The organism is Arthrobacter sp. GAS37, from assembly GCF_044908325.1.
GTDB lineage: Bacteria > Actinomycetota > Actinomycetes > Actinomycetales > Micrococcaceae > Arthrobacter > Arthrobacter ramosus.
In genome coordinates, this window is the sequence record NZ_JBIYDB010000019.1 from 34,471 (window position 1) to 55,322 (window position 20,852).

A 20,852-nucleotide genomic window follows, 5' to 3' on the forward strand; every position below is an offset into this window, starting at 1 on the left:
TTTCAGGCCGTTTATGCGGCCCTGTCATTGCAGCAATAGTAGCCGGATCGCCCGCGTGGCAGGGCCTTTGGCTAGCTAGAGGTCCGCCGATGAGTCCGCTGCGCAAAGCAGCGCCTTGACTGTTACTCGCATCACTACGTATCCTCATAGGCAACAAGTGTTGCTTGTGAGGCATACATCACAGGCTACTCTCCCCAATCACCCGCGCAGAGACCTTCCGCGACCCGCAACGAAACCCAGCGGACCGGCGTCGGAATCCCCAGGAACTCTGCGCATCACTTTCAGGAGCCGACCGTGGACTCTTCGTTCATCAATATTGCGATCGTGGTGGTGTATTTGCTCGCCATGCTGGCCTTCGGCTGGTGGGGCAAGTCGCGCACCAAGAACAACAGCGACTTCCTGGTGGCAGGGCGCCGCCTCGGTCCGATGCTCTACACCGGCACCATGGCCGCCGTCGTCCTCGGCGGCGCATCGACGGTTGGCGGCGTCGGCCTCGGCTACAAGTTCGGCATCTCCGGCATGTGGCTGGTAGTCGCCATCGGTTCGGGCGTCCTCCTCCTGAGCCTGCTTTTCGCCGGCACCATCCAGCGGTTGAAGATCTACACGGTCTCCCAGATGCTGAGCCTGCGTTACGGCCAGCGCGCCACGCAGACCTCCGGCATCGTCATGCTGGCCTACACCCTCATGTTGTGCGCCACGTCGACGGGCGCCTACGCCACCATCTTCGTCGTCCTCTTCGGCTGGGAGCGCTGGCTCGCCATCGCCGTCGGCGGCGCCATCGTCTTGGTCTACTCCACCATCGGCGGCATGTGGTCCATCACCCTCGCCGACCAGGTGCAGTTCATCATCAAGACGGTGGGCATCTTCTTCCTCATGCTCCCGTTCGTCCTCAACGCCGCCGGCGGCTTCGACGGCATCCGTGCCCGTGTTGACGCCAGCTTCTTCCAGTTGGACGGCATCGGAGCCCAGACGATCATCACGTACTTCGTGGTCTACACCCTGGGCTTGCTGATCGGCCAGGACATCTGGCAGCGCGTCTTCACTGCCAAGACCCCCAAGGTGGCCCGTTGGGGCGGCGCCACTGCCGGTATCTACTGCGTCCTGTACGGCGTCGCCGGCGCTTTGATCGGCCTTGCCGCCCGCGTTGCCCTGCCCAACATCGACGTCAAGGCCCTTGGCAAGGACGTTGTCTACGCCGAGGTAGCCACCCACATCCTGCCGATCGGCATCGGCGGCCTCGTCATGGCCGCGGCAGTCGCGGCCATGATGTCCACCGCGTCCGGAGCCCTCATCGCCGCAGCCACCGTTGCCCGCGCCGACGTGGTCCCGTTCGTGGCCAGCTGGTTCGGCAAGACGATCAACACCGACGACACCGAAAACCCCGAGCACGACGTCAAGGCCAACCGGTACTGGGTCCTTGGCCTGGGCATCGTAGCCGTGCTGATCTCCATGGCGGCGCAAGACGTCGTCGTGGCCCTGACCATCGCCTACGACATCCTGGTGGGCGGCCTGCTGGTTGCTATCCTCGGTGGCTTGGTCTGGAAGCGTGGCACCGGTATTGCCGCGGCTTGGTCCATGGCGGTCGGGTCCATACTGACGCTGGGCCTGCTGATCGCTTACGCCACGGGAATCATCCCCAGCGAAGACGGCGTCTACGCCAACGATCCCATCTACTGGGGCCTCGGCGCCTCGCTCCTGGTCTACGTTGTGGTCTCCCTCCTGACGCCGCCAACCGAGCCCGCGGTCCGCGAAGCATGGGACCGCCGCGTTGCCGGGGCGGCCGTGGAGGAACTCCCCTTGGAACCCCACCCGGTGGCCAGCCACTAAGCTTCAGCAAGCTGAGTACGACGGCGGCGCCGCACCTTCTCCTTGAGAGGGTGCGGCGCCGCTGCTGCATGTACAGTAGGAAGAGCTTCAAGAGATGTGGTGCAAAGCTCCGACTTGCCACACGCCAACCCCATGTTCACGGGTGGTTCGGATGAAGAAGCGGCCCGGCTCGGACCAGAGACAACCGAACGGGCAAGAGCAACTCCACAGGAGAAGGCCATGCCTTTCGAAAACGGCGCCACAGCCGACCGCACCACCCACTCCGGCACCCTCTTGTTGCCCCGCCCCCGGCGGGTGGACGAGTTCGTCCGGGTGATTCCCGGCGTCGACCTCTCCCAAGGCTCCATCACGTTCGTGGTGGACGGAAACCTGGAACGCTATTGGCATCATGAGCCCCGGCTCATCACCGAAGCGCTCTCAAAAGCAGTCCAGCCCGCGCGCTGGTTCCCCGCGACACGGAAACTCACCCTTACGGTGGCGGCAACCGGGCACCGGGCGGGCGTGCAGAGGCACTTCATCCTGAGCGCGTTCTAGCTACCAGGGCTTAGCACGTCGGGTTCAGCGGGTCGGGGTTATTCGATCTCTTCAACCTCACGGTGTTCGTCGGCATCGAGCCCAACCGGCCGTTCATCGTCGTCAAGAACCTCGGATTGGTCCTCCCAGTCCTCGTCCACCGCCAGGTCCTCGTTGTAGTCATAGGCGGGATCGGCCTCGACCGTGGGACGGTCGGGGTGGCGGGCGTGGGTTTCGGTGCTGTCCATGGTGCAACCTCCGTTCGACGTGCCGCTGAGCCCATCGCACAGGCATATGAGGCAGCCGGTCATCACGCTACCCCGCCAATTCGTGGACCCTGTTCATCCATCCCAGCACTGCCCCCTGCGGCGGTCAAGGCCTCCCGCGAGTCTCCCGGTTTTTGAGGCGCGCCTAAAATATCCAGTAAGGATTGCCAGCCGAAAAGCCGCGGAAATTGGCGATAAAGTGGAGCTGCAATGAGGCGATGAAGCCCGCCCCAGCAACCCAGGAGTCCCGGTGCAACCGCACACAAAACCCTCGCATTCAGGCAATCCCTCGGACTCAAGCAGTCCATCGCAAGACGCAGCAGCCACCAAGACTACCCCGTCGTCGTCGGACATCAAGCGCTGGCGGCAGTACTTGGCGGACGAGCGGGCCGAGGCCGCCGTGTACCGCGAACTGGCGCAGCGCCGGGACGGCGAGGAACGCGAAATCCTTTTGGCCCTCGCTGAGGCTGAGGGCCGCCATGAGGCACACTGGCTCAGGGTCCTCGGCGAACATGCCGGCATGCCGAAGGCGGCCTCGGTCCGGAGCCAAATGCTCGGCTTCCTGGCCCGGAACTTCGGATCAGTGTTCGTGTTGGCCCTCGCCCAACGGGCTGAAGGCCGCTCGCCTTACGCGAAGGATCCAGCAGCGACCCGCGCCATGGCGGCCGACGAACAGATCCACGAAGAAGTAGTCCGCGGCCTCGCGACGCGCGGCCGCAACAGGTTGTCCGGTACCTTCCGCGCGGCCGTATTCGGCGCCAACGATGGCCTGGTCAGCAACCTTTCCCTCGTGATGGGCATGGCGGCCACCGGCGTTCCCGCGGCCGTGGTCCTGTTCAGCGGCATCGCCGGCCTTTTGGCGGGCGCGCTGTCCATGGGTGCCGGCGAGTATGTCTCGGTCCGCTCGCAGCTCGAGCTCCTCAAGGCCACCCGACCCACCCAGGCCACGCTGACCGCAGCCCCGGCCCTGGACATCGAGCACAATGAGCTGGTCCTCGTGTATCTGGCCCGGGGCATGTCCCGGGAAGCCGCCGAACACCGGGCCGCCGAACGCATGGGCCTCTACAGCTGCGATTGCGATCCCAGCCTCTCGCTCCACCCCGAAGTGGAAGAAACCGTGAACGAGCACGAGGCCGTAGGTTCCGCCTGGGGCGCCGCAATCTCGAGCTTCTGCTTCTTCGCGTCGGGCGCCATCGTGCCCATCCTGCCGTTCATCTTCGGCATGACGGGCTTCGCGGTGCTTGCTGTGGCCGGTACGCTGGTGGGCATCGCGCTTCTGTCGACCGGCGCCGTCGTCGGCTTGTTGTCCGGAACCTCGCCGCTGACCCGCGGCCTCCGGCAACTTGCCATCGGGCTCGGTGCGGCCGCGGCCACGTATGGGCTGGGACTCGTCTTCGGCGCAGTCATCGGTTAGTAGCGCCGGCGCAGCGGGGCGCCGGCGCAGGGACTTGGGGGAAGACTTGCATTCAAACTACGGGTACGACGGCGGCCCGCCGCCCAAGCGCGCCAGTACCGTTCTGGCGCTGTTCCGAAACTTGATGGTGGTGGCGGTCGTCGCTGCCGTAGCCGTGCTTGTCAGTGGATTCCTCCGCGGCGGCCCTGGCATCACCGGTTTGCTTCCGAACCTGGCTCCCTCCGCCCACGCCACGGCAAGCATCCCCGGGCAGGACGCGGCTCCCGGGCAGGGGCCACCAAAGGCGGCCCGTGCGCCGGATACCCCGCCGCCTGGCCTGGAAGAAGCCGGGCACCCGCTCGGCTCCCCCGCCAAGCCTGCCGTGGCCAGCACCTCGTACAAGTTCCTGGCGACCAACGCCGACGGCACGCCGGTGGGCTACTCTCCGTGCCGGCCATTGCATTACGTGGTCAACGCCGCCCTCGCCCCGGCCGGATCCGAGGGGCTCATCGCCGACGCCATCGCCAAGATCGCTGCCGCCACAGGCCTCAAATTCGTTGACGACGGGACCAGCACGGAAAACCCTTCCGAGAAGCGCAAGCCGTACCAGCCCGCGCTCTACGGAGATCGTTGGGCGCCCCTGCTGATTTCCTGGACCACTCCCGAGGCGGCTCCGGCGTTGGCAGGATCCGTCATCGGAACCGGCGGCAGCACCATGTACAGCTTCGGCACCGGACCCAAGAGCTACGTCTCGGGAAGCCTGGACCTGGACGCCCCGCAAATCACGGAACTGCTGGGCGTCTCCGGCGGTGCCCATTACGTCTCCGCCGTGATTCAACACGAACTTGGCCACGTAGTGGGCCTTGACCACGTAGAAGATCCAATCCAGCTCATGTACCCGGAGATCGGCGCCCCCGATGGTTTGGCAGCCGGGGACCTGAACGGACTCTACAAACTCCACACCGCCCCGTGCCGGAGCGATCTCTAGCCCAGTTCAGGCCCTCCCCCAAGGGACATGCCCTCCGTTCGGTCTAAGCAGTGGACATGTCAGTGCTATGTCCACTGCTCAAGGCCAAGGCTGAGCATGCTCAATGGTTGACCTACCTGGGAATGGCTTCCAGTAGCCGAGCAGGCTTGAAGCTGGCTCCTGCGCCTGGGTAGGACGGGACCTCGATCCGGGCGTGGCTGTGGATCTCGTTGACCGTGGCCTTGGTGTGTTCTGCGATCCGTTCCAAGGTGGTCACCCACATCCCGTCCATGGCCTTGACGCGTTCGATCAGCTGCTCCAAGGCAACGGCCTTGGAGGGGCGGCCGGAGATGAAGGGGTGGTTGGTCAAGACGAAGCAACTGCCTTGGGCGTGGTGGGCTTCGGCTTCCAGAGTCCACATCTCCAAGACCTTGGCTGGACTCTCGATGACTCCGCTTCCTGTTACTCCCGGGTAGAACGCGTATTGTTCCCAATCGTCCAGGGCCCAATCCACCGGGATCTCCACAATGTCCCGTGAATCACCCGGGGCAACCGCCATGCGGTAGGGGGCATCGCCGTCGAGCAGGCTTGAATCGTAGAGGAAACCTCGGTCCGCGAGCAGTGCCGGCGAGTGCCAGTTCAGCTCCCACCACGGTGCCCTGTAGCCGACCGGTCTGACCCCGGCTGCCTTCGCGAGGGCTTCGAGCCCGCGGTCCAGGTAGCTGGCCTCGGTGGCGGCGTCGATTCCCTGCATGGGCTCGTGCAGGTAGCCGTGGTGGGCGACTTCGTGGCCGCCGTCGACGATCCGCCGTACCACGTCCGGGTAGCTCTCCGCCGTGAACCCCGGAATAAAGAAGGTTCCCTGGATCTCTTGGCGCTCGAGGATCTTCAGGAGCCGCGGAACAGCGACCCTCGGGCCGTAGGACTGGTGGCTCATGAGGGACATGCGCCTGGTGCTTGTGGGATCGTGCGCGATGGTGCAGGATTCGGCGTCGACGTCGAAAGTGAACGATGCCGCGGCCTTGAAATTTTCCTGCCACGTGATCGGGTGTGCCTCGTCAGGAAAAGCGTTGGTGGTCATCGGGTGTCCTCTCAGTCGTTGACCAGATTGGCGACGGCGTCTTCCGCAAGGGGCTGCGACGGCGCCGCGGCTCCGGAAGGCACTGTGGCCGCGGATGTCAGCGGAAGGTATCGGGCATGAACCCGTGGCCCCAGTGCGCCGTAAACTGCCGCGGCAACAAGTCCGCCTGCCAGCCAAGACAAGTCGATCCCGCCCATAGCCGTGGCGATGGGGCCCTGCATTATCGGCAGGACGCCGTACATGAACAGCCACGTGGCAAAGATGCCCACCAGGAGCGCGGTGATCCCGGCCCAGTTGGCTGCCGGGAGCCGCCGGGTGCCCGCGGGGTCGAAGAGCCGGTCGACTTCCACCGGGCTGCGCTTGTCCACCCAGAAGTAGTGCACCAGCATGATGCCTCCCCACGCGGCGACCCACGCCACGAGCCCGCCGAGCCAAGTACTCAGTGTCGACGCGAAGTCCGACTGCAGGATGAAGAACACGACGCCGACCAGTGCCAGGAGCCCGACGAAGAGGTTCAAGGTACGGCGCTTGGCCTTGATGTCCAATGCCTGGGCAGCCACCGAGAAGGTGTAGATGTTCAGGATGTTCGTCGCGATGGGACCGTGCAGCACCAGGAACAGCACCGGGATGGCCAGGACGCCGAAGTTGTCGACGATGAGGTGGCCAGGGTCTGCCGTGCCGCTCTTCGTTGCCAGGCTGGCGCCGAGGATGCCGAGCCACACTACCGGGAGGAACTGGCCGAATACCGAGGCCAGGTAAACCTTGTGCCGTGGGACGGACTTGCTGACGAAGCGTGAATAGTCCGCCGCGTAGGTGAACCAGGTAATCCCCCAGCCGATGCCGATGACCGTCATCACGGTGGTCATGGCCGCGATCCGCGCGCCGCCTTCAAGGACAGCACCGGGAGGGCCCGCGTAGCCCCAGTCGATGTTCATGCCGAACCAGGCCACGGCGGACATGGCGATCAGCACCACGATGGTGGGCGGGACGGTCCACTTTTCGAAAGCCGCGATGGCCTTGTAGCCGAACCAGGCGATGGTGACCTGGGCGGACATGATCAGGAAGGCCACCAGGATCTTGGGGCCCACGTTGGGCTGCTCCGGATCGACCATTCCGAGCTTGCCGAGGAGTGCCATGACCAGGTCCAGGATGATCCAGGTGTTGACCGCGCACCAACCGATTCCGAGGAGTGCCTGGATGGCGCTCGGGAGATAGTTGCCGCGGCGGCCGAAGACGGCCCGGGCCAGGACCATGCCGGTGGCTCCGGTCCGTTGCCCCAGGAGGACAAACAGGCCAAAGAGTGCCATGCCGATCAGGTTTCCCACCACCAGGACGGTGACGGTATCGGCAAAGCCCAGTCCGAGCTGGACGCCGAGGGCCCCAAGGACCCAGTTGATGGGGGCAAGGTTCGCGCCTGCCCAGATCCAGAATTGGCCCGCTACGCTGCGGGTGCGCGCCGATTCGGGAATGGACTGCAGGTTCTGCTCGACGTCGGTCTGCGCCGTTGCAGCCCCAGGCGTCGCAGTGGATAAGTTCTCGTGCATTGGGGGATCCTCCGTGTAGGAAAGGGACTACTTCAATGTATGTGCCCCACATCACAGCAACAAGATACGATGTGTACGATAGATCCCCGAAATTAGTTACGGAGTGTCATGCCCCTACTCCTTGCCGACGCTTTCGAGCACGAGAGCCTGAAAGCCGCTGAGCCAATCTTGCGGACGGATGTCCCCGAGGCCCTGTCCCGGCAGCTCCGCTGGGTCCATTCGAGCGAAGTGCTGGACATCGCTCCTCTGCTGCGAGGCGGAGAGCTGCTTCTGAGCGGCGGGCAGGCCCTCGCCACCGCTTCGGACGAGCGGCGCGTGGACTATGTCCGCCAACTGGCGGCCCGCGGCATCACCGCTTTGGCTATCGAGACGGGTCCCGAGCTGCCCGTAATACCGGAGTCCATGCTCGACGCCGGCCAGGACGCGGGGCTGCCCATCATCGAGTTGTGCAAAGTGGCGCCCTTCGTCGGCATCATGCAAGCCATCAACTCGCTGCTGGTCAGCGAATCGGTCGCGCAATTGCAGTTCGGCGACGAAACGAGCCATGCCATGGCGGCGGAACTAGCGCACGGAGGCGGACTGGATCAGCTCCTGGCCGTGCTGGCCAGCCGGACAGCTGCCGGCACGAGGCTCGTCTCGCCGTCGGGCATCACCTTGGGAAGCGCGACGTCCGGCGCCCAGCCCGGTCCCAGCAACGTCACCATAGTCGATGTGCCCGTCCGCGGCGTGCTGGCGGCCCGCCTGGAGTTGGAAGTGGCCGACGACGGCGACGCCAACCTTGCGCGGGTGGCCGGCGAGCGGTGCGTCGATATCCTCGGCTTGGCGTTGCTGCAACGCATGCCACCCGGGCTCAAGGAACTTGCGGGAATCGAGCTCATGCGGGCCATCAGTTCGGGCACACAGTCATGGCGTCTCCAGCAGTTGGGACCGGCCTCAGGGTTCCCCGCCAGCGGTCCGGTGGCCGCCGTCGTGGTGCGTTCCTCAGCGGCGGGACAGCTTCGGACACGGCTCGACGGCATCCTGGACGACGCGGTTCCGCAAAGTGCGAGCTACGCGGACAACGCCGAATTGATCGCCTTGGCCGCTCTCCCCCACGCCACGGCAGTGGCTTCGCGCATCGCGCTCATCCTAGCGCTTGGGGCCTTGGAGGTCCCCGACGGCTCGGTCATAGCCGTCGGTCCACTGGCGCAGGGAATCGGCGAGGCACCATGGTCGCTGGCAGAAGCACGCCGGACGCTTGAGCTCATATCGGGGTCGGAAACCGGCAACGGTGTGGTGGACGCCGAGGACTTCGCCGTCGAGCGCTTGGCGGAAGCAAGCCTCGACGCGGCCGCCCGCGAGGGATTCGTGCGGCGGCAGTTGGGTGCCGTCGTCGAGCACGACGAGCAGCGGCGCTCGGAGCTGGTGCGGACGTTGGCGGTATGGCTGGATACCGGGTGCAATACGGCGCAGGCGGCACGGGAACTTCACCTGGAAAGGCAGTCGATGCACCACCGGCTCCAGCGGATTTTCGAGCTGTGCGGCGGGGACCCACGGGGAACGGGCAGGCTGGTCGCCCTTCACTTGGCAACCCGCCTGGCGCGGCCCTAAGCGGATACCTCGCTCACTTTTGGCGCCATTCCGGTGGACGCTCCTGCAGCCAAACGCCAAATCGCCGGAACCCTGCCCGGCTCGACGATGCGCAACGTCGAGCCGGGCGGGTACCGGCGATTTGGGCGGCGCGGCTGCAGTTATTTCAGCACTACGGTCCTGCTGCCTTGCAGGATCACGCGCCCTTCGCAATGCCAGCGGACAGCGTTGCTGAGTGCTTTGCACTCTGTGTCGCGCCCGGCCGCGACCAGGTCGTCCGGACCGAAGGTGTGGTCCACCTCCACCACTTGCTGGGCGATGATCGGCCCCTCGTCCAATTCGCCGTTGACGTAGTGCGCGGTGGCACCCACGGTCTTGACGCCCCGCGCGTAGGCCTGGTGGTACGGCTTCGCGCCTTTGAAGCTAGGCAGGAACGAGTGGTGGATGTTGATCGCACGGCCATCGAGCTTGCGGGCAAGATCGTCACTGAGGACCTGCATGTAGCGGGCCAGGACCACCAGTTCGACATCCAGGCGATCGATGAGGTCAAGGAGTTGTCCCTCTGCCGCCGCCTTGGTGTCCGGCGTGACCGGCACGTGGAAGAACGGAATGCCGTGCCATTCGACCGTCCGCCTGTGGTCCGGGTGGTTCGAGACGACCCCGACAATGTCGATGGGCAGTTCCCCGATGCGGGCCCGGAACAGGAGGTCGTTGAGGCAGTGCTCGAACTTCGAGACCATGATCAGGACCCGGCGCTTGGCACCGTGGCGTTGCAGCTGCCAGCGCATGCCGAACTTTTCGGCAACAGGCGCGAAGGCATCCCTCAGCGAGTCGATGGTCGACTGATCCCCATCCGATGCGAAGTGGATCCGCATGAAGAAATGGTGATCCAGTTGCGAGTCGAATTGCTTATTGTCGATGATGTCGCAGCCGTGTTCCAGGAGGAAGCCGGAAACGGCGTGCACGATCCCCCGCGTTTCCGGGCAATCGAGCGTCAGGACATGCTCAACGGTGGTAGCCGGCAGCGCCGCTTCACGTCGCTGGGCGGGTTCATTCTGTGTGACAGTCATGGCTAGCACTCCACTACGTTGACGGCGAGGCCTCCGCGGGAGGTCTCCTTGTACTTGCTTTTCATGTCCGCTCCTGTCTCTCGCATGGTTTTGATGGCTTTATCAAGGGACACTTTGTGGCTGCCGTCGCCGTGCAGTGCAAGGCGGGCGGCGTTGATGGCCTTCACGCTGGCGATGGCGTTGCGTTCGATGCACGGAATCTGCACCAGCCCGCCTACGGGATCGCACGTGAGGCCGAGATTGTGTTCGATACCCACTTCCGCGGCATTCTCCACTTGCTCGGGAGTACCCCCGAGGACTTCGCACAGTCCGGCGGCGGCCATTGAACAGGCAGAGCCCACCTCGCCCTGGCAGCCTACTTCGGCGCCTGAAATGGACGCGTTGATCTTGAACAGGATCCCGACGGCGGCCGCCGCGAGCAGGAAGCGGACCACGCCGTCGTCGTCGGCTCCCTGCACGAATTTCGTGTAGTAGTGCAGCACCGCCGGCACAATGCCGGCCGCACCGTTGGTGGGTGCCGTGACGATGCGGCCGCCCGCGGCGTTTTCCTCGTTCACGGCAAGCGCGAACAGGTTCACCCATTCCATGGCGAGCAGCGGGTCTGCCGAACTTGAACCGTGCAGACCGGCGTCGGTGGCGGCGAGCGTCTTGAACAACGACGGCGCCCGTCGCCTCACGTTCAAGCCTCCCGGCAGGATTCCTTCCGCCGCGCAGCCGTTGTCGACGCATTCGCGCATGACGGCCCAGATCTGCAGCAGGCGCTCGCGAAGTTCGGCCTCGCTGCGCCACACGAGCTCGTTGGCGAGCATGACATCGGAGATGGACATGTCCTCCCGTGCGCAAATCGCCAGGAGCTCGTCCGCGGTAGTAAAGGGATAGGGCAGCACGGTGTCGTCAGCAACGATTTTGTCGCTTCCGGACGCATCGCCGTCCACCACGAAGCCGCCGCCGATCGAGTAGTAACTGCGTTCGCGCAGCACTTCCCCGGTGTGGTCGAGGGCCCGGAAAGTCATCCCGTTGGGGTGGGCAGGCAGGGATTTGCGTCGGTGCAGGACCACGTCTTCGTCCCAGTTGAAGTCCACGCGGTGGTATCCGGCGATCCGCAATTCGGCGTCGAGGGCTGCGGCCGCAACCTGGTCGTCGGCGGTGGAGGTGTCCACCGTTTCCGGCGATTGGCCCTGCAGTCCCAGCACCACGGCTTTGTCCGAGCCGTGGCCGCGGCCGGTGGCGCCCAGCGAGCCGAAAAGCTCTGCCTGGACGCGCACCGTTGCCGCGAGTTGCCCGGAGGATTCCAGGCCGTCGGTGAACTGCTTTGCCGCCCGCATCGGGCCAACCGTGTGCGAAGACGACGGCCCGATGCCAATGGAAAACAGGTCAAGCACACTCAGTGCCATCAGGGAACCTCAGGAGAGGCGAATTCCCTCATGCCGTCAAGCAGCCAGCGGCCCAGGAAGTCGGCGAACGAAGCCCGTGGGAAGATCCGGAAGCTGTCCTCGCCGCTCTTCAACAGCATCGCCGGGATGTTGCCGATTTCCGTTGCCAGGGCCGTCCCGGTGCGGAAGACACGGGGGTGCAAGTCCAGCGAGCAACCCTTTTCAAGGACGTCCCGGGCACGGACGCCGGACAGCTCGAAGGTGGTGCGGTTGGCGGACAAGTCCACCACTTGGCCCGGGTCGTCACCCAGGGCCTCCACCAGTGCGCGGACCAGGTCTCCGCCGAGGGAATCGTGGGCCGATTCCGGTGCGACCACCAGGAATTCTTCCGGCCCAAGCCACAAGGTGGTGGCCCTCTCATCCCCGCTGATCTCACCGCAGGCGGCCGGCAGGCCGCCGGTCACGGACGCGAGGCGGGCTCCGGCGTCGGACGCCCGGTCAACCCGGATCCCCACCATGGTCTGGAACGGGATCTCCTTCAACGCCACGGTTCCGACGACGGAACCGGACTCGAAGGTTGGTGCAAGGTGCGACGCCGGGCTGCGGCGTGCCGCACGGAGCGTCTCGGGGTTTGCGGGTGTTGCTGTTTCAGCCATCTTTACGGGTCCCTTCAGCGTCGAAAAGTACGGTTTCTCCCACAACGACGTCCAGCAACTGGTCGCCGACGGAGGCCACCAGGGTCTCGCCGATCCGGTTGCGGCCGTTGGTGATCAGTGCCAGGCCGAAGGACCGGCCTAAAGCGGCACTGTGGTAGCTCGAGGTCACGAAGCCTTGCATCGGCACGGGGCCGTATGCCGGGTTGACCGGGATTCCCTTTTCCACGAGCTGGGTGCCCTCCGGAAGACGGAGCGAACCGTCCGCCGGCAGGACGCTGACCAAGTGCTTGCGGTCCGTGCGGACCGCATCTTCGCGGCTGTACGAACGCTTGCCGATGAAGTCCTTGGCCTTGGAAACGATCCACTCCATCCCGGCGTCCTGCGGGGTGACGGTGCCGTCCGTGTCCTGCCCGACGATCGGGTAGCCCTTCTCGGCACGCAGCACGTGCATGGTCTCGGTGCCGTAGGGGGTGATGTTGAACTCGGCACCCGCGGCAGCAACGGTTTCCCAGGTGTTGAGCCCGTACCAGGAGGGAACATTGATTTCGTAGGCAAGCTCACCGGAGAACGAAATCCGGCAAATCCTCGCCTGCACTCCGGAGGCCAAGGTGGTCTCGCGGAACGTCATGAACGGGAATGCTTCGGCGTCCAGCCCGCCGTCGGCCGCCAGTTGCGGGGCGACTTTGGCGATCACGGCGCGGGATTTGGGCCCGACGACGGCAATCGTCGTCCACTGCTCAGTCACCGAGGTGCACACCACGTCGAGTTCCGGCCACTCGGTCTGATGCCACTCCTCGAGCCAGTCAAGGACCTTGGCGGCGCCGCCGGTAGTGGTGGTCATGAAGTAGCGGCCCTCGTCGAGGCGCAAGGTCACGCCGTCGTCGAAGATCATGCCGTCCGGGGTGCACATGACCCCATAGCGGGCGGAACCCGGGGCGAGCTTCTTGAACGCGTTGGTGTAGATGCGGTTGAGGAACTCGCCGGCATCCTTGCCTCGGATCTCGATCTTGCCGAGGGTAGTGGCGTCCATGAAACCCACCGACTCCCGGACTGCGGCGCATTCACGGAGCACGGCGGCGTCCATGTCCTCGCCCGCTTGCGGGTAGTACCACGGCCGCTTCCACTGGCCGACGTCCTCGAAGAGCGCGCCCTGGGCAACATGCCAGGGGTGGATGGAGGTCACTCGGGCGGGATCGAAAAGCTCGCCGCGCTGGCGTCCGGCCAACGCCGCGAAGGCGACCGGCGTGAACGGGGCACGGTACGTCGTAGTGCCGATGTCGCCGATGCCGCGGGATGCTTCGCCAGCCTGCTTGAGGGCCGCCGCGATCACCCCGATGGCATTGACGCCGGAGGTCTTGCCCTGGTCGTTGGCGGTGCTGATGGAGGTGTACCGCTTGATATGTTCCACAGAGCGCATGCCGGCCCCGGTGGAGCGGAGTACGTCGGCCACGGATTGGTCGCGCTGGAAGTCGACGAAGTGGTGGTGCCACTCCCCCGCGTTTCCGCTCTGGCCCGGCACGAGCCACAACTGGCGGGTAGGGGCTGAAGCTACGGGCGCTTTGATTTCGGCGGGCACCGTCCGGGAGCTGAACCCCGCGGCGATGGCGGCCGCTGCACCCGCGGATACGCCTTCGCCGAGGCAGTCCGCGAGCTCGTAGCTTCCGCGTCCGGCGCCGACCACGTGCTGGTCCTTGACCACGGAGCTTGGAACGAAGCCAGCCAGGTCATCGTCCCAACGCAACCTACCTTGGCGCTGGCTGTGGAGGTGGACCACGGGACTCCAGCCACCGGAAACCGCCAGCAGATCGCAAGCGAGCCGTTCGACGCCCGAGGTGACCTCGCCGTCGTCGTTGAGGCTGCGGATGGTGACGCCGTCGATCCGGCAGTCCTCCCCCGCGGAGGTATCGGCGACGGCGCTGCCAACGAGGACGCGGATGCCGCTTTCCACGGCGGCTGCGGCCCTGTCGCTGAGCTTCGGACGGGCGTCGACGACGGCGGCGACCTTGACGCCCGCGGCCAGCAGATCCGCGGCCAACGCGTAGGCGGAATCGTTCGTGGTGCCGATGACTACACGCCGCCCGGCAGCGACGGCGTATCGGTTGAGGTAGCTCCGGACCGCCGAGGCCAGCATGATGCCGGGCCGGTCATTGTTTTCGAAGACGAGCGGACGCTCATGGGCGCCGGGGGCCAGGAGGATCTGCTTGGCACGGATGTGCCAAATACGCTGGCGGGAGACGCCGTCCGCGGCCGGGCTGCCGAGGTGGTCCGTACGGTTCTGTGCCGCGATCACATAGTTCGCGTCGTAGGAGCCGAACGCCGTGGTGCGGTTGAGGACGGTGCATTCGGCGGCGGAAACGAGCTCGGCCTCCACGTCGGCGATCCATTCCAGCGCCGCTTTGCCTTCGATCACTTCGGCGAGTTCCGGGGCAGTGGAGCTGGAAAGCAGCGAGCCGCCGAGTTCGGGCTGGTCATCGATCAGGATGACCCGGGCGCCGGTGCGGACCGCCTCGCGGGCTGCCGCGAGGCCGGAAACGCCGCCGCCAACCACCAGGACGTCGGTGTGGACGTATTTCTTGTCGTATTCTGCACGGTCCTCGTTGGGATCGAGCTTGCCAAGGCCGTTCAGGAACTCAACGCCGAGCCCGTCCACGAGGGACACGGTGGTCGCGGGAAGCATCGACTCGGCGACATGGCCGGGGAAGCGGGCAGCCGCCTTGACCAGGGCGTTGGACTCTTCCACGCCGGCGGACATGATGCCGCGGGCCCGATCCTCATAGAGCGAGTTGCCGACGCTGATGCGGCCGTTGGCCAGCAATGCCGAAGCAACAGTGTCACCCGGGTGGCCGGTGTATTCCTGGCCGTCCACGGTGAACCGCCAGGAGATGCTGCGGTCGATGCGGCCGCCGGTGGCGAGGCGGGAATTCTGCGGGGTCACTTCGTGGCTCCTTCCGGAATGGTGGCTGCTGAGGTGTTCACATCGGGGCGCGGTTCGCCCATCTTGTAGACGGCCTGGATGTCGTAGCTGACGGTGTCACGGAGCATGTTGAACCATTGGCGGCAACCGGTGCTGTGCACCCAGCGCTCGGCGAAGGCACCTTTCGTGTTGTCGCGGTAGAACAAGTACTCGGCCCACTGGCGGTCCGTCAGCGCGTCCGGGTTTTCCGGATAGGCCACGTGGGCCTGGCCGCCGTAGTGGAATTCTGTTTCGTCTCGTGGCCCGCAATTGGGGCAGCTGATGAGCAGCATGGTTGGTCTCCTAAAGGGCTGCGGCTAGTGGGCGACGGCGGCGGCGCCGTGTTCGTCGATCAGGGCACCGGTCTCGAAGCGTTCCAGCGCAAAAGGCTTGTTGAGCTCGTGCGGCCTACCCGTGGCGATGGTGTGGGCGAAGGTCAGGCCGGCAGCCGGGGTGCCCTTGAAGCCACCCGTTCCCCAACCACAGTTGACGAACATGTTCTCCACCGGGGTGGTGCCGATGATCGGCGAGGCATCCATGGTGGTGTCCACAATTCCGCCCCAGGTCCGGAGCACGTGGGCCCGGGCAAAGATCGGGAAGAGTTCGACGGCGGCAGCCATCTGGTGCTCGATCACATGGAAGGACCCGCGCTGGCCGTAGCCGTTGTAGGAGTCGACCCCGGCGCCCATGACCAGTTCGCCCTTGTGGGCCTGGGAGACATAGACGTGCACGTGGTTGGACATGACCACGGTGGGGTGCACGGGTTCATGCAGCTCGGACACCAACGCCTGGAGCGGGTGGGACTGGATCGGGAGGCGGAAGCCGGCCATTTCGGCGAGGACCGAGCTGTGGCCGGCCGCGGCGAGGCCAACCTTTTCGGTGTGGATGGTTCCTTGGTTGGTCTTGACGCCTACCACGCGGTTGCCGTCCTTGAGGAAGCCCGTCACTTCGCAGTTCTGGATGATGTCCACGCCGAGTTCGTCGCACTTCCGGGCGAAGGCCCAGGCGACGTGGTCGTGCTTCGCGATGCCGGCCCGGGGCTGGTAGGTGGCGCCCATGACCGGGTAGCGGATGTTGTCGCTGATGTTCAGGATGGGGCAGAGTTCCTTGACTTGCTGCGGGTCCAGCCATTCGGCGTCGACCCCGTTGAGTTTGTTCGCACCGACGCGGCGGACGCTTTCGCGGACGTCGCCCAAGGTGTGGGCAAGGTTCATGACGCCGCGCTGGCTGAAGAGGAAATCGTATTCAAGTTCCTCGGGCAGGATCTCCCAGAGCTTCAGGGCGTGCTCGTAGATGGCAGCGCTCTCGTCCCAAAGGTAGTTGGAACGAATGATGGTGGTGTTCCGGGCCATGTTGCCGCCGGCCAGCCAGCCCTTTTCCAGGACGGCGATGTTGGTCATTCCGTGGTTCTTGGCCAGGAAGTACGCGGTGGCCAGGCCGTGGCCGCCACCGCCCACGATCACGGCGTCGTAGGAGGCCTTGGGCTCCGGGTTACGCCACAGGAAATCCGGGTGTTCGGGGAGTTGGTCTGCGCTCACTGGGCTGCTCCAATCATTTCTGCCTCAAGTTCGGTGGCAGCGGCGTCGTTGCCGCTGCCGGTCTGGGAAAGATGCGGGTAAAGCGGGAATTGTTCGGCGAGCGCGGTAACCCTCGCCCGGAGTTCGACGGCGGCGTGGTCGCCCGGGGTGCCACAGTTGTCCGTGCCGCTGCATGCTGCGGCGATCAGCGCCGTCGCGATGATGTCTGCTACCTCCGCGAATTCCTTGGCGCCGAAGCCGCGGGCGGCGAGTGCCGGGGTGCCGATGCGGAGTCCCGAGGAAACCATCGGAGGACGCGGGTCGAACGGGACGGCGTTGCGGTTCACGGTGATGCCGATGCGGTGCAAGGTGTCCTCGGCCTGCTGCCCGTCGAGTTCCGAGTGGCGCAGGTCAACGAGGACCAGGTGGACGTCGGTGCCTCCGTTGACCACCGAGATTCCTGCTGCGGCCACATCCTCCTTCAGGAGCCGTTCGGCAAGGAGCTTGGCGCCTTCCAGCACCCGCATTTGGCGTTCCTGGAATTCGGGCTCTGCCGCCATTTTGAACGCGACGGCCTTGGCCGCGATCACGTGCTCCAGCGGGCCGCCTTGCTGGCCGGGGAAGACTGCGCTGTTGATCTTGCGTGCGTACTTTTCCTTCGACAGGATCACTCCGCCGCGCGGACCGCCGAGGGTCTTGTGGGTGGTGGTGGTCACGACATCGGCATACGGCACCGGGTTGGGGTGCAGTCCCGCTGCGACGAGGCCGGCGAAGTGGGCCATGTCCACCATGAGGAAGGCACCCACGAGGTCGGCGATGCGGCGGAATTCGGCGAAATCCAAGTGGCGCGAGTACGCGGACCAGCCGGCAACGATCAGCTTCGGGCGGTGTTCCAGGGCCAGGGCTTCAACCTCGGCCATGTCCACCCGGAGGTCGGATTCGCTGACGTGGTACGGGATGACGTTGTACAGCTTGCCGGAGAAGTTGATGCGCATGCCGTGGGTCAGGTGCCCACCGTGGGCGAGGTCGAGGCCCATGATGGTGTCCCCCGGCTCGAGGAGCGCGAACATGGCTGCGGCGTTGGCCTGGGCGCCGGAGTGCGGCTGGACATTTGCGGCTTCGGCGCCGAAAAGGGCTTTGACGCGGTCGATGGCCAGCTGCTCGATGACGTCCACATGCTCGCAGCCGCCGTAGTAGCGCTTGCCCGGATAGCCTTCGGCGTACTTGTTGGTCAGGACCGAGCCCTGTGCCTGCATGACGGCTGCAGGGGCGAAGTTTTCGGAGGCGATCATTTCCAGCGTGGACTGCTGGCGGATGAGTTCCTGGGCGATCGCCTGTTCAACCTCCGGGTCCGCCTGGGCGAGTGGGCGGATCAGCGGTTCAACCATCATGTTCTCCTTTTGAGATACTTATATTTACTGACTAATCAGCAACTGATATATTAGAACTGTTGCCATAGTATGTTGGAGATCACACAACCGTCAACAGCCCGGCAGCAACTGAACAGCCAGACTTGGAATTGTGGCAAACGGGAGAGGGCACATGAGCACTGCACTGGAAGCACTGGACACAGGCACGCAGGGAACGTCCTTGGCGGAAAACGCCTACCTGCTCCTGCGCGACCGGCTCATCATGCTGGACATCAAACCCGGAGACCCTATCAACGACGGGCAGATTGCCACGGAACTCGGCATCGGACGGACTCCCGTGCGCGAGGCCATCAAGCGGCTCGAAAGCGACCACCTCGTCGTGTCATATCCCCGCCGCGGAACCTTCGCCACCGGCGTCGACATCACCCAATTGGCGGACGTCTCCGAAATCCGCGAGCTGCTAGAGCCCTTGGCGTCACGGCGGGCTGCCCGCATGGCCAGCCCCAAGCTGCGGGAAGAACTGCGCGAGGTGGCCGCCGCCATCAGCGGCCTGGAAGCACACGACGCCAGCCAGCAGGAACTCATGCGCTACGACATCCAGGTGCACCGGCTCATCTACAAGGCCGCGGCCAATCCGCACCTCGAGGACGTACTGATCCGCTACGACAACCTGGCAACCCGCATCTGGTGCCACATGCTGGACAAGATGCCTTCCGTGACAGGCCACGTCGCAGAGCACGCTGAGCTGCTCACCGCAATCGCCGACGGCGATGAGGACCGCGCGGCGGCGCTCGCCCTGCACCACGTGGTGAGTTTCGAAGAGACGATCCGCAAGGTGCTCTAGGTTCGGCACATACCCTGGCGCCTAGCCGTTCCTCTTCCAGCGCTTAGGCCACTTCACGTTCAACAGCAGCAGCCCCAGCAAGAGCGAATCAACTGAGATAATTCCCGCCATGAGGTAAGCCCAACCGATGATCACGGCTCGCTCACCACCAGTCGGCGGCCCGAGGTGCGGGGGTGCATCAGAACACGCATACCAATCTCCTGACCCGGATCCCCCCAGTCACTCGATAGTCCACCAAGTGTGGCACGACGGCGCCCAAGAAGGAACGGTCTTGGCGATCGACGGCGGGCCGCACCAAAGGAATTAACAACGACGGCGACACGTCCTTTTCGGGGCGTGTCGCCGTCGTGCGCGCCGGAGAGCGTTGAATAGCGGGAGCTACACTTTCGAGACCTCGCCACTGTGGGGGCCAATGGTTCCTGTCTGCAGGCTCAGGAGCGTCAAGAGGATGACCATTCCGAGCAGCACAACGGCCGTGGCCAACGTGAGGGTGCGGTTCCGACTGGGGGCTTCTCTGGCAGCAAGAAAGAGGGCAGATCCTGACAGGACAGCAGAGATAGCTGTGAATGGATAGAGCGGCAAAATCAACAAGATGGCCGCTCCCAGCAGGAAAAACCTGGAGAGCGCAACGCCTGAGCGCTTTCTTACCAAGGGCTGCATGATTGGTCATCTCCTTTTTCACCATTGCCGTGACCTATGATCCGCACGCAGGGCCGGGGCGACGACACGTCCCAACCCCCGACACCGAGTTTGAACTCGCGCTGTCCGACAATTTTAGCCGAGCCGCCCGAGATGATTGCGTGGCTGGAGACCTGACCATTGTCGCGCCACCCAATTGCAAACGTCTCACCCCACGTGCCGTTGAACCATGAATGTGTTGCTGAGGAACCGTTGCCACACCATCCGCCACTAACGGTCAGCTTGTAAAGCCACCCTCCAAAGGCATTCGTGCCTATAACCCAGGATGAAGTGTTCCAGCATCCGGAAGCCAGAGTGCCGAACTGAGCAGGCGTTATTCCCTTCAATGTGGATTGCTTGGCCAGACTATCTGCCGGAGCGTAGCTTTTCGGCGAACTGATGACATTCGCGACCGCGCTATAGGCTTCAAACAAACTAAGCTCTTCCGAGCCGAGCGATTTGGCCGCAAGCTCGGGATTATCGGACTCGAAGACCTTGCGGGCTACGGCCTCAGCCTTCGCGGCTTCCTTGGGCGCGTTTTCCAATCTCGCCGGACCGCCTCCCGCGTTGGCATCGACGTCAGCTATGGCGGGTGTCGCTGTTGAAGCGGTTAGGAGCGCAGAAATGGCCAGACAGGCCAGGATCCCTTTGAAATTCATTTGGTCCCCAATCGTGAAACTGTCATGGGCGTGGTCGACGACCCGCCTCACGAAGGCCTCATCGATGTTCCTTTTCGGTAATCGAAAGAACAGATACACCGAGTTCTTTAAGGCGCGACGGGGGGCCTTCATGACAAACGCTAACAAGGGAAACCTGCACTGAGTGGTCTTCCGAATCAAAATGAGTGGCGAATCGCCCATATTTGAGTGGTAGCGAGGGGAAGCACATAGAACCCTGAGCGTGAGGGCGTGATCAAGACACCCAAGGAAATCCTCGCCAAAGCCAAACCAAAAACAACTTCCAACATGGGCCATTAGGTTCGAGGTGGGCGAAGGAATGCGGGCAGGCTGGCCAGTTCGGTATCCCTGTCGCACCGGATCACGTCTTGACCAGCTGTTTTGGATCGAGGGGTTTGCGGATGCGGAGAATGAAGTGGCAATTTCCTGTTTTACTGGTTGGCGCCGCACTTGCTTTGATTGTGGCCCTCCTAGTCATTCGCTGGATGACGCATGGACCCGGGAACCTAACGGACAATGATTTTAGGCCTCCGCCTTTCGTTCCCAGCTCCCCT

Annotated in this window: 17 protein-coding genes, 1 pseudogene and 1 riboswitch; of the genes and pseudogenes, 6 read left to right on the forward strand and 12 right to left on the reverse strand. The window is 64.5% G+C overall.

From position 1 onward, the window contains the following. Positions 1 to 294: 294 nt before the first annotated feature. Entirely contained in the window at positions 295 to 1,827 is a 1,533-nt protein-coding gene (locus tag ABH924_RS15430) for a sodium:solute symporter (protein ID WP_404500113.1), read from the forward strand. An 85-nt stretch (positions 1,828 to 1,912) separates the two neighbouring features. Beyond that, positions 1,913 to 2,032: riboswitch (SAM riboswitch) on the forward strand. Positions 2,033 to 2,046: 14 nt separating this feature from the next. Next, entirely contained in the window at positions 2,047 to 2,361 is a 315-nt protein-coding gene (locus tag ABH924_RS15435; protein ID WP_234753233.1) for a hypothetical protein, read from the forward strand. A 38-nt stretch (positions 2,362 to 2,399) separates the two neighbouring features. Here ABH924_RS15435 and ABH924_RS15440 read toward each other — a convergent pair whose 3' ends face one another. Beyond that, complete coding sequence (locus ABH924_RS15440) at positions 2,400 to 2,588, reverse strand: hypothetical protein (RefSeq protein WP_404500115.1); 189 nt, start codon at positions 2,586 to 2,588, stop codon at positions 2,400 to 2,402. A 268-nt stretch (positions 2,589 to 2,856) separates the two neighbouring features. Between ABH924_RS15440 and ABH924_RS15445 the strand changes: the two genes are divergently transcribed. Together ABH924_RS15445 and ABH924_RS15450 are read left to right on the forward strand one after the other, a co-directional pair. Next, complete coding sequence (locus tag ABH924_RS15445) at positions 2,857 to 4,020, forward strand: VIT1/CCC1 family protein (RefSeq protein WP_404500117.1); 1,164 nt, start codon at positions 2,857 to 2,859, stop codon at positions 4,018 to 4,020. 103 nt (positions 4,021 to 4,123) lie between these two features. Beyond that, a complete protein-coding gene (locus ABH924_RS15450) occupies positions 4,124 to 4,987 on the forward strand; it encodes a matrixin family metalloprotease (RefSeq protein ID WP_404500184.1) in 864 nt (287 codons plus the stop codon). Between the two features lie 112 nt (positions 4,988 to 5,099). Here ABH924_RS15450 and ABH924_RS15455 read toward each other — a convergent pair whose 3' ends face one another. Then, entirely contained in the window at positions 5,100 to 6,047 is a 948-nt protein-coding gene (locus ABH924_RS15455; RefSeq protein WP_404500119.1) for a polysaccharide deacetylase, read from the reverse strand. 11 nt (positions 6,048 to 6,058) lie between these two features. Further along, complete coding sequence (locus ABH924_RS15460) at positions 6,059 to 7,591, reverse strand: purine-cytosine permease family protein (RefSeq protein ID WP_404500121.1); 1,533 nt, start codon at positions 7,589 to 7,591, stop codon at positions 6,059 to 6,061. A 108-nt stretch (positions 7,592 to 7,699) separates the two neighbouring features. On the opposite strand from ABH924_RS15460, the gene ABH924_RS15465 reads away from it, so the two are divergent. Then, a complete protein-coding gene (locus tag ABH924_RS15465; RefSeq protein WP_404500123.1) occupies positions 7,700 to 9,181 on the forward strand; it encodes a PucR family transcriptional regulator in 1,482 nt (493 codons plus the stop codon). 140 nt (positions 9,182 to 9,321) lie between these two features. Here ABH924_RS15465 and purU read toward each other — a convergent pair whose 3' ends face one another. The 7 genes and pseudogenes from purU to glyA all read right to left on the reverse strand — a co-directional run bounded on the left by purU (position 9,322) and on the right by glyA (position 18,117). Next, complete coding sequence (purU, locus tag ABH924_RS15470) at positions 9,322 to 10,230, reverse strand: formyltetrahydrofolate deformylase (protein ID WP_234753227.1); 909 nt, start codon at positions 10,228 to 10,230, stop codon at positions 9,322 to 9,324. Positions 10,231 to 10,232: 2 nt separating this feature from the next. Further along, the gene (locus ABH924_RS15475) at positions 10,233 to 11,624 is read right to left on the reverse strand and encodes an L-serine ammonia-lyase (RefSeq protein WP_404500125.1); all 1,392 of its coding nucleotides are present in this window, start codon (positions 11,622 to 11,624) and stop codon (positions 10,233 to 10,235) included. After that, a complete protein-coding gene (locus ABH924_RS15480; RefSeq protein WP_404500127.1) occupies positions 11,624 to 12,259 on the reverse strand; it encodes a sarcosine oxidase subunit gamma in 636 nt (211 codons plus the stop codon). The genes ABH924_RS15475 and ABH924_RS15480 overlap by 1 nt, the downstream gene beginning before the upstream one ends. Further along, positions 12,252 to 15,194: an FAD-dependent oxidoreductase gene (locus tag ABH924_RS15485; protein ID WP_404500129.1), complete on the reverse strand. Its 2,943-nt coding sequence runs from the start codon at positions 15,192 to 15,194 to the stop codon at positions 12,252 to 12,254. The genes ABH924_RS15480 and ABH924_RS15485 overlap by 8 nt, the downstream gene beginning before the upstream one ends. Positions 15,195 to 15,223: 29 nt before the next feature. After that, positions 15,224 to 15,505: pseudogene (locus ABH924_RS15490) on the reverse strand (sarcosine oxidase subunit delta); the annotation flags it as partial. Positions 15,506 to 15,529: 24 nt separating this feature from the next. After that, the gene (locus tag ABH924_RS15495; RefSeq protein WP_234753222.1) at positions 15,530 to 16,750 is read right to left on the reverse strand and encodes a sarcosine oxidase subunit beta family protein; all 1,221 of its coding nucleotides are present in this window, start codon (positions 16,748 to 16,750) and stop codon (positions 15,530 to 15,532) included. Continuing rightward, positions 16,747 to 18,117, reverse strand: a complete 1,371-nt coding sequence (glyA, locus tag ABH924_RS15500; RefSeq protein WP_404500186.1) for a serine hydroxymethyltransferase — start codon at positions 18,115 to 18,117, stop codon at positions 16,747 to 16,749. Before glyA ends, ABH924_RS15495 begins: the two co-directional genes overlap by 4 nt. 154 nt (positions 18,118 to 18,271) lie before the next feature. Here glyA and ABH924_RS15505 point away from each other — a divergent pair, with 154 nt between their 5' ends. Next, positions 18,272 to 18,943: a GntR family transcriptional regulator gene (locus tag ABH924_RS15505; protein ID WP_404500131.1), complete on the forward strand. Its 672-nt coding sequence runs from the start codon at positions 18,272 to 18,274 to the stop codon at positions 18,941 to 18,943. Between the two features lie 378 nt (positions 18,944 to 19,321). Here the strand turns inward: ABH924_RS15505 and ABH924_RS15510 are convergent, their stop codons facing one another. Both ABH924_RS15510 and ABH924_RS15515 read right to left on the reverse strand, forming a co-directional pair. After that, complete coding sequence (locus ABH924_RS15510) at positions 19,322 to 19,603, reverse strand: hypothetical protein (RefSeq protein ID WP_059388145.1); 282 nt, start codon at positions 19,601 to 19,603, stop codon at positions 19,322 to 19,324. Continuing rightward, positions 19,588 to 20,481 (reverse strand): hypothetical protein, encoded by an 894-nt coding sequence (locus ABH924_RS15515; protein WP_404500133.1) that lies wholly within the window; start codon positions 20,479 to 20,481, stop codon positions 19,588 to 19,590. The genes ABH924_RS15510 and ABH924_RS15515 overlap by 16 nt, the downstream gene beginning before the upstream one ends. Positions 20,482 to 20,852 lie beyond the last annotated feature (371 nt).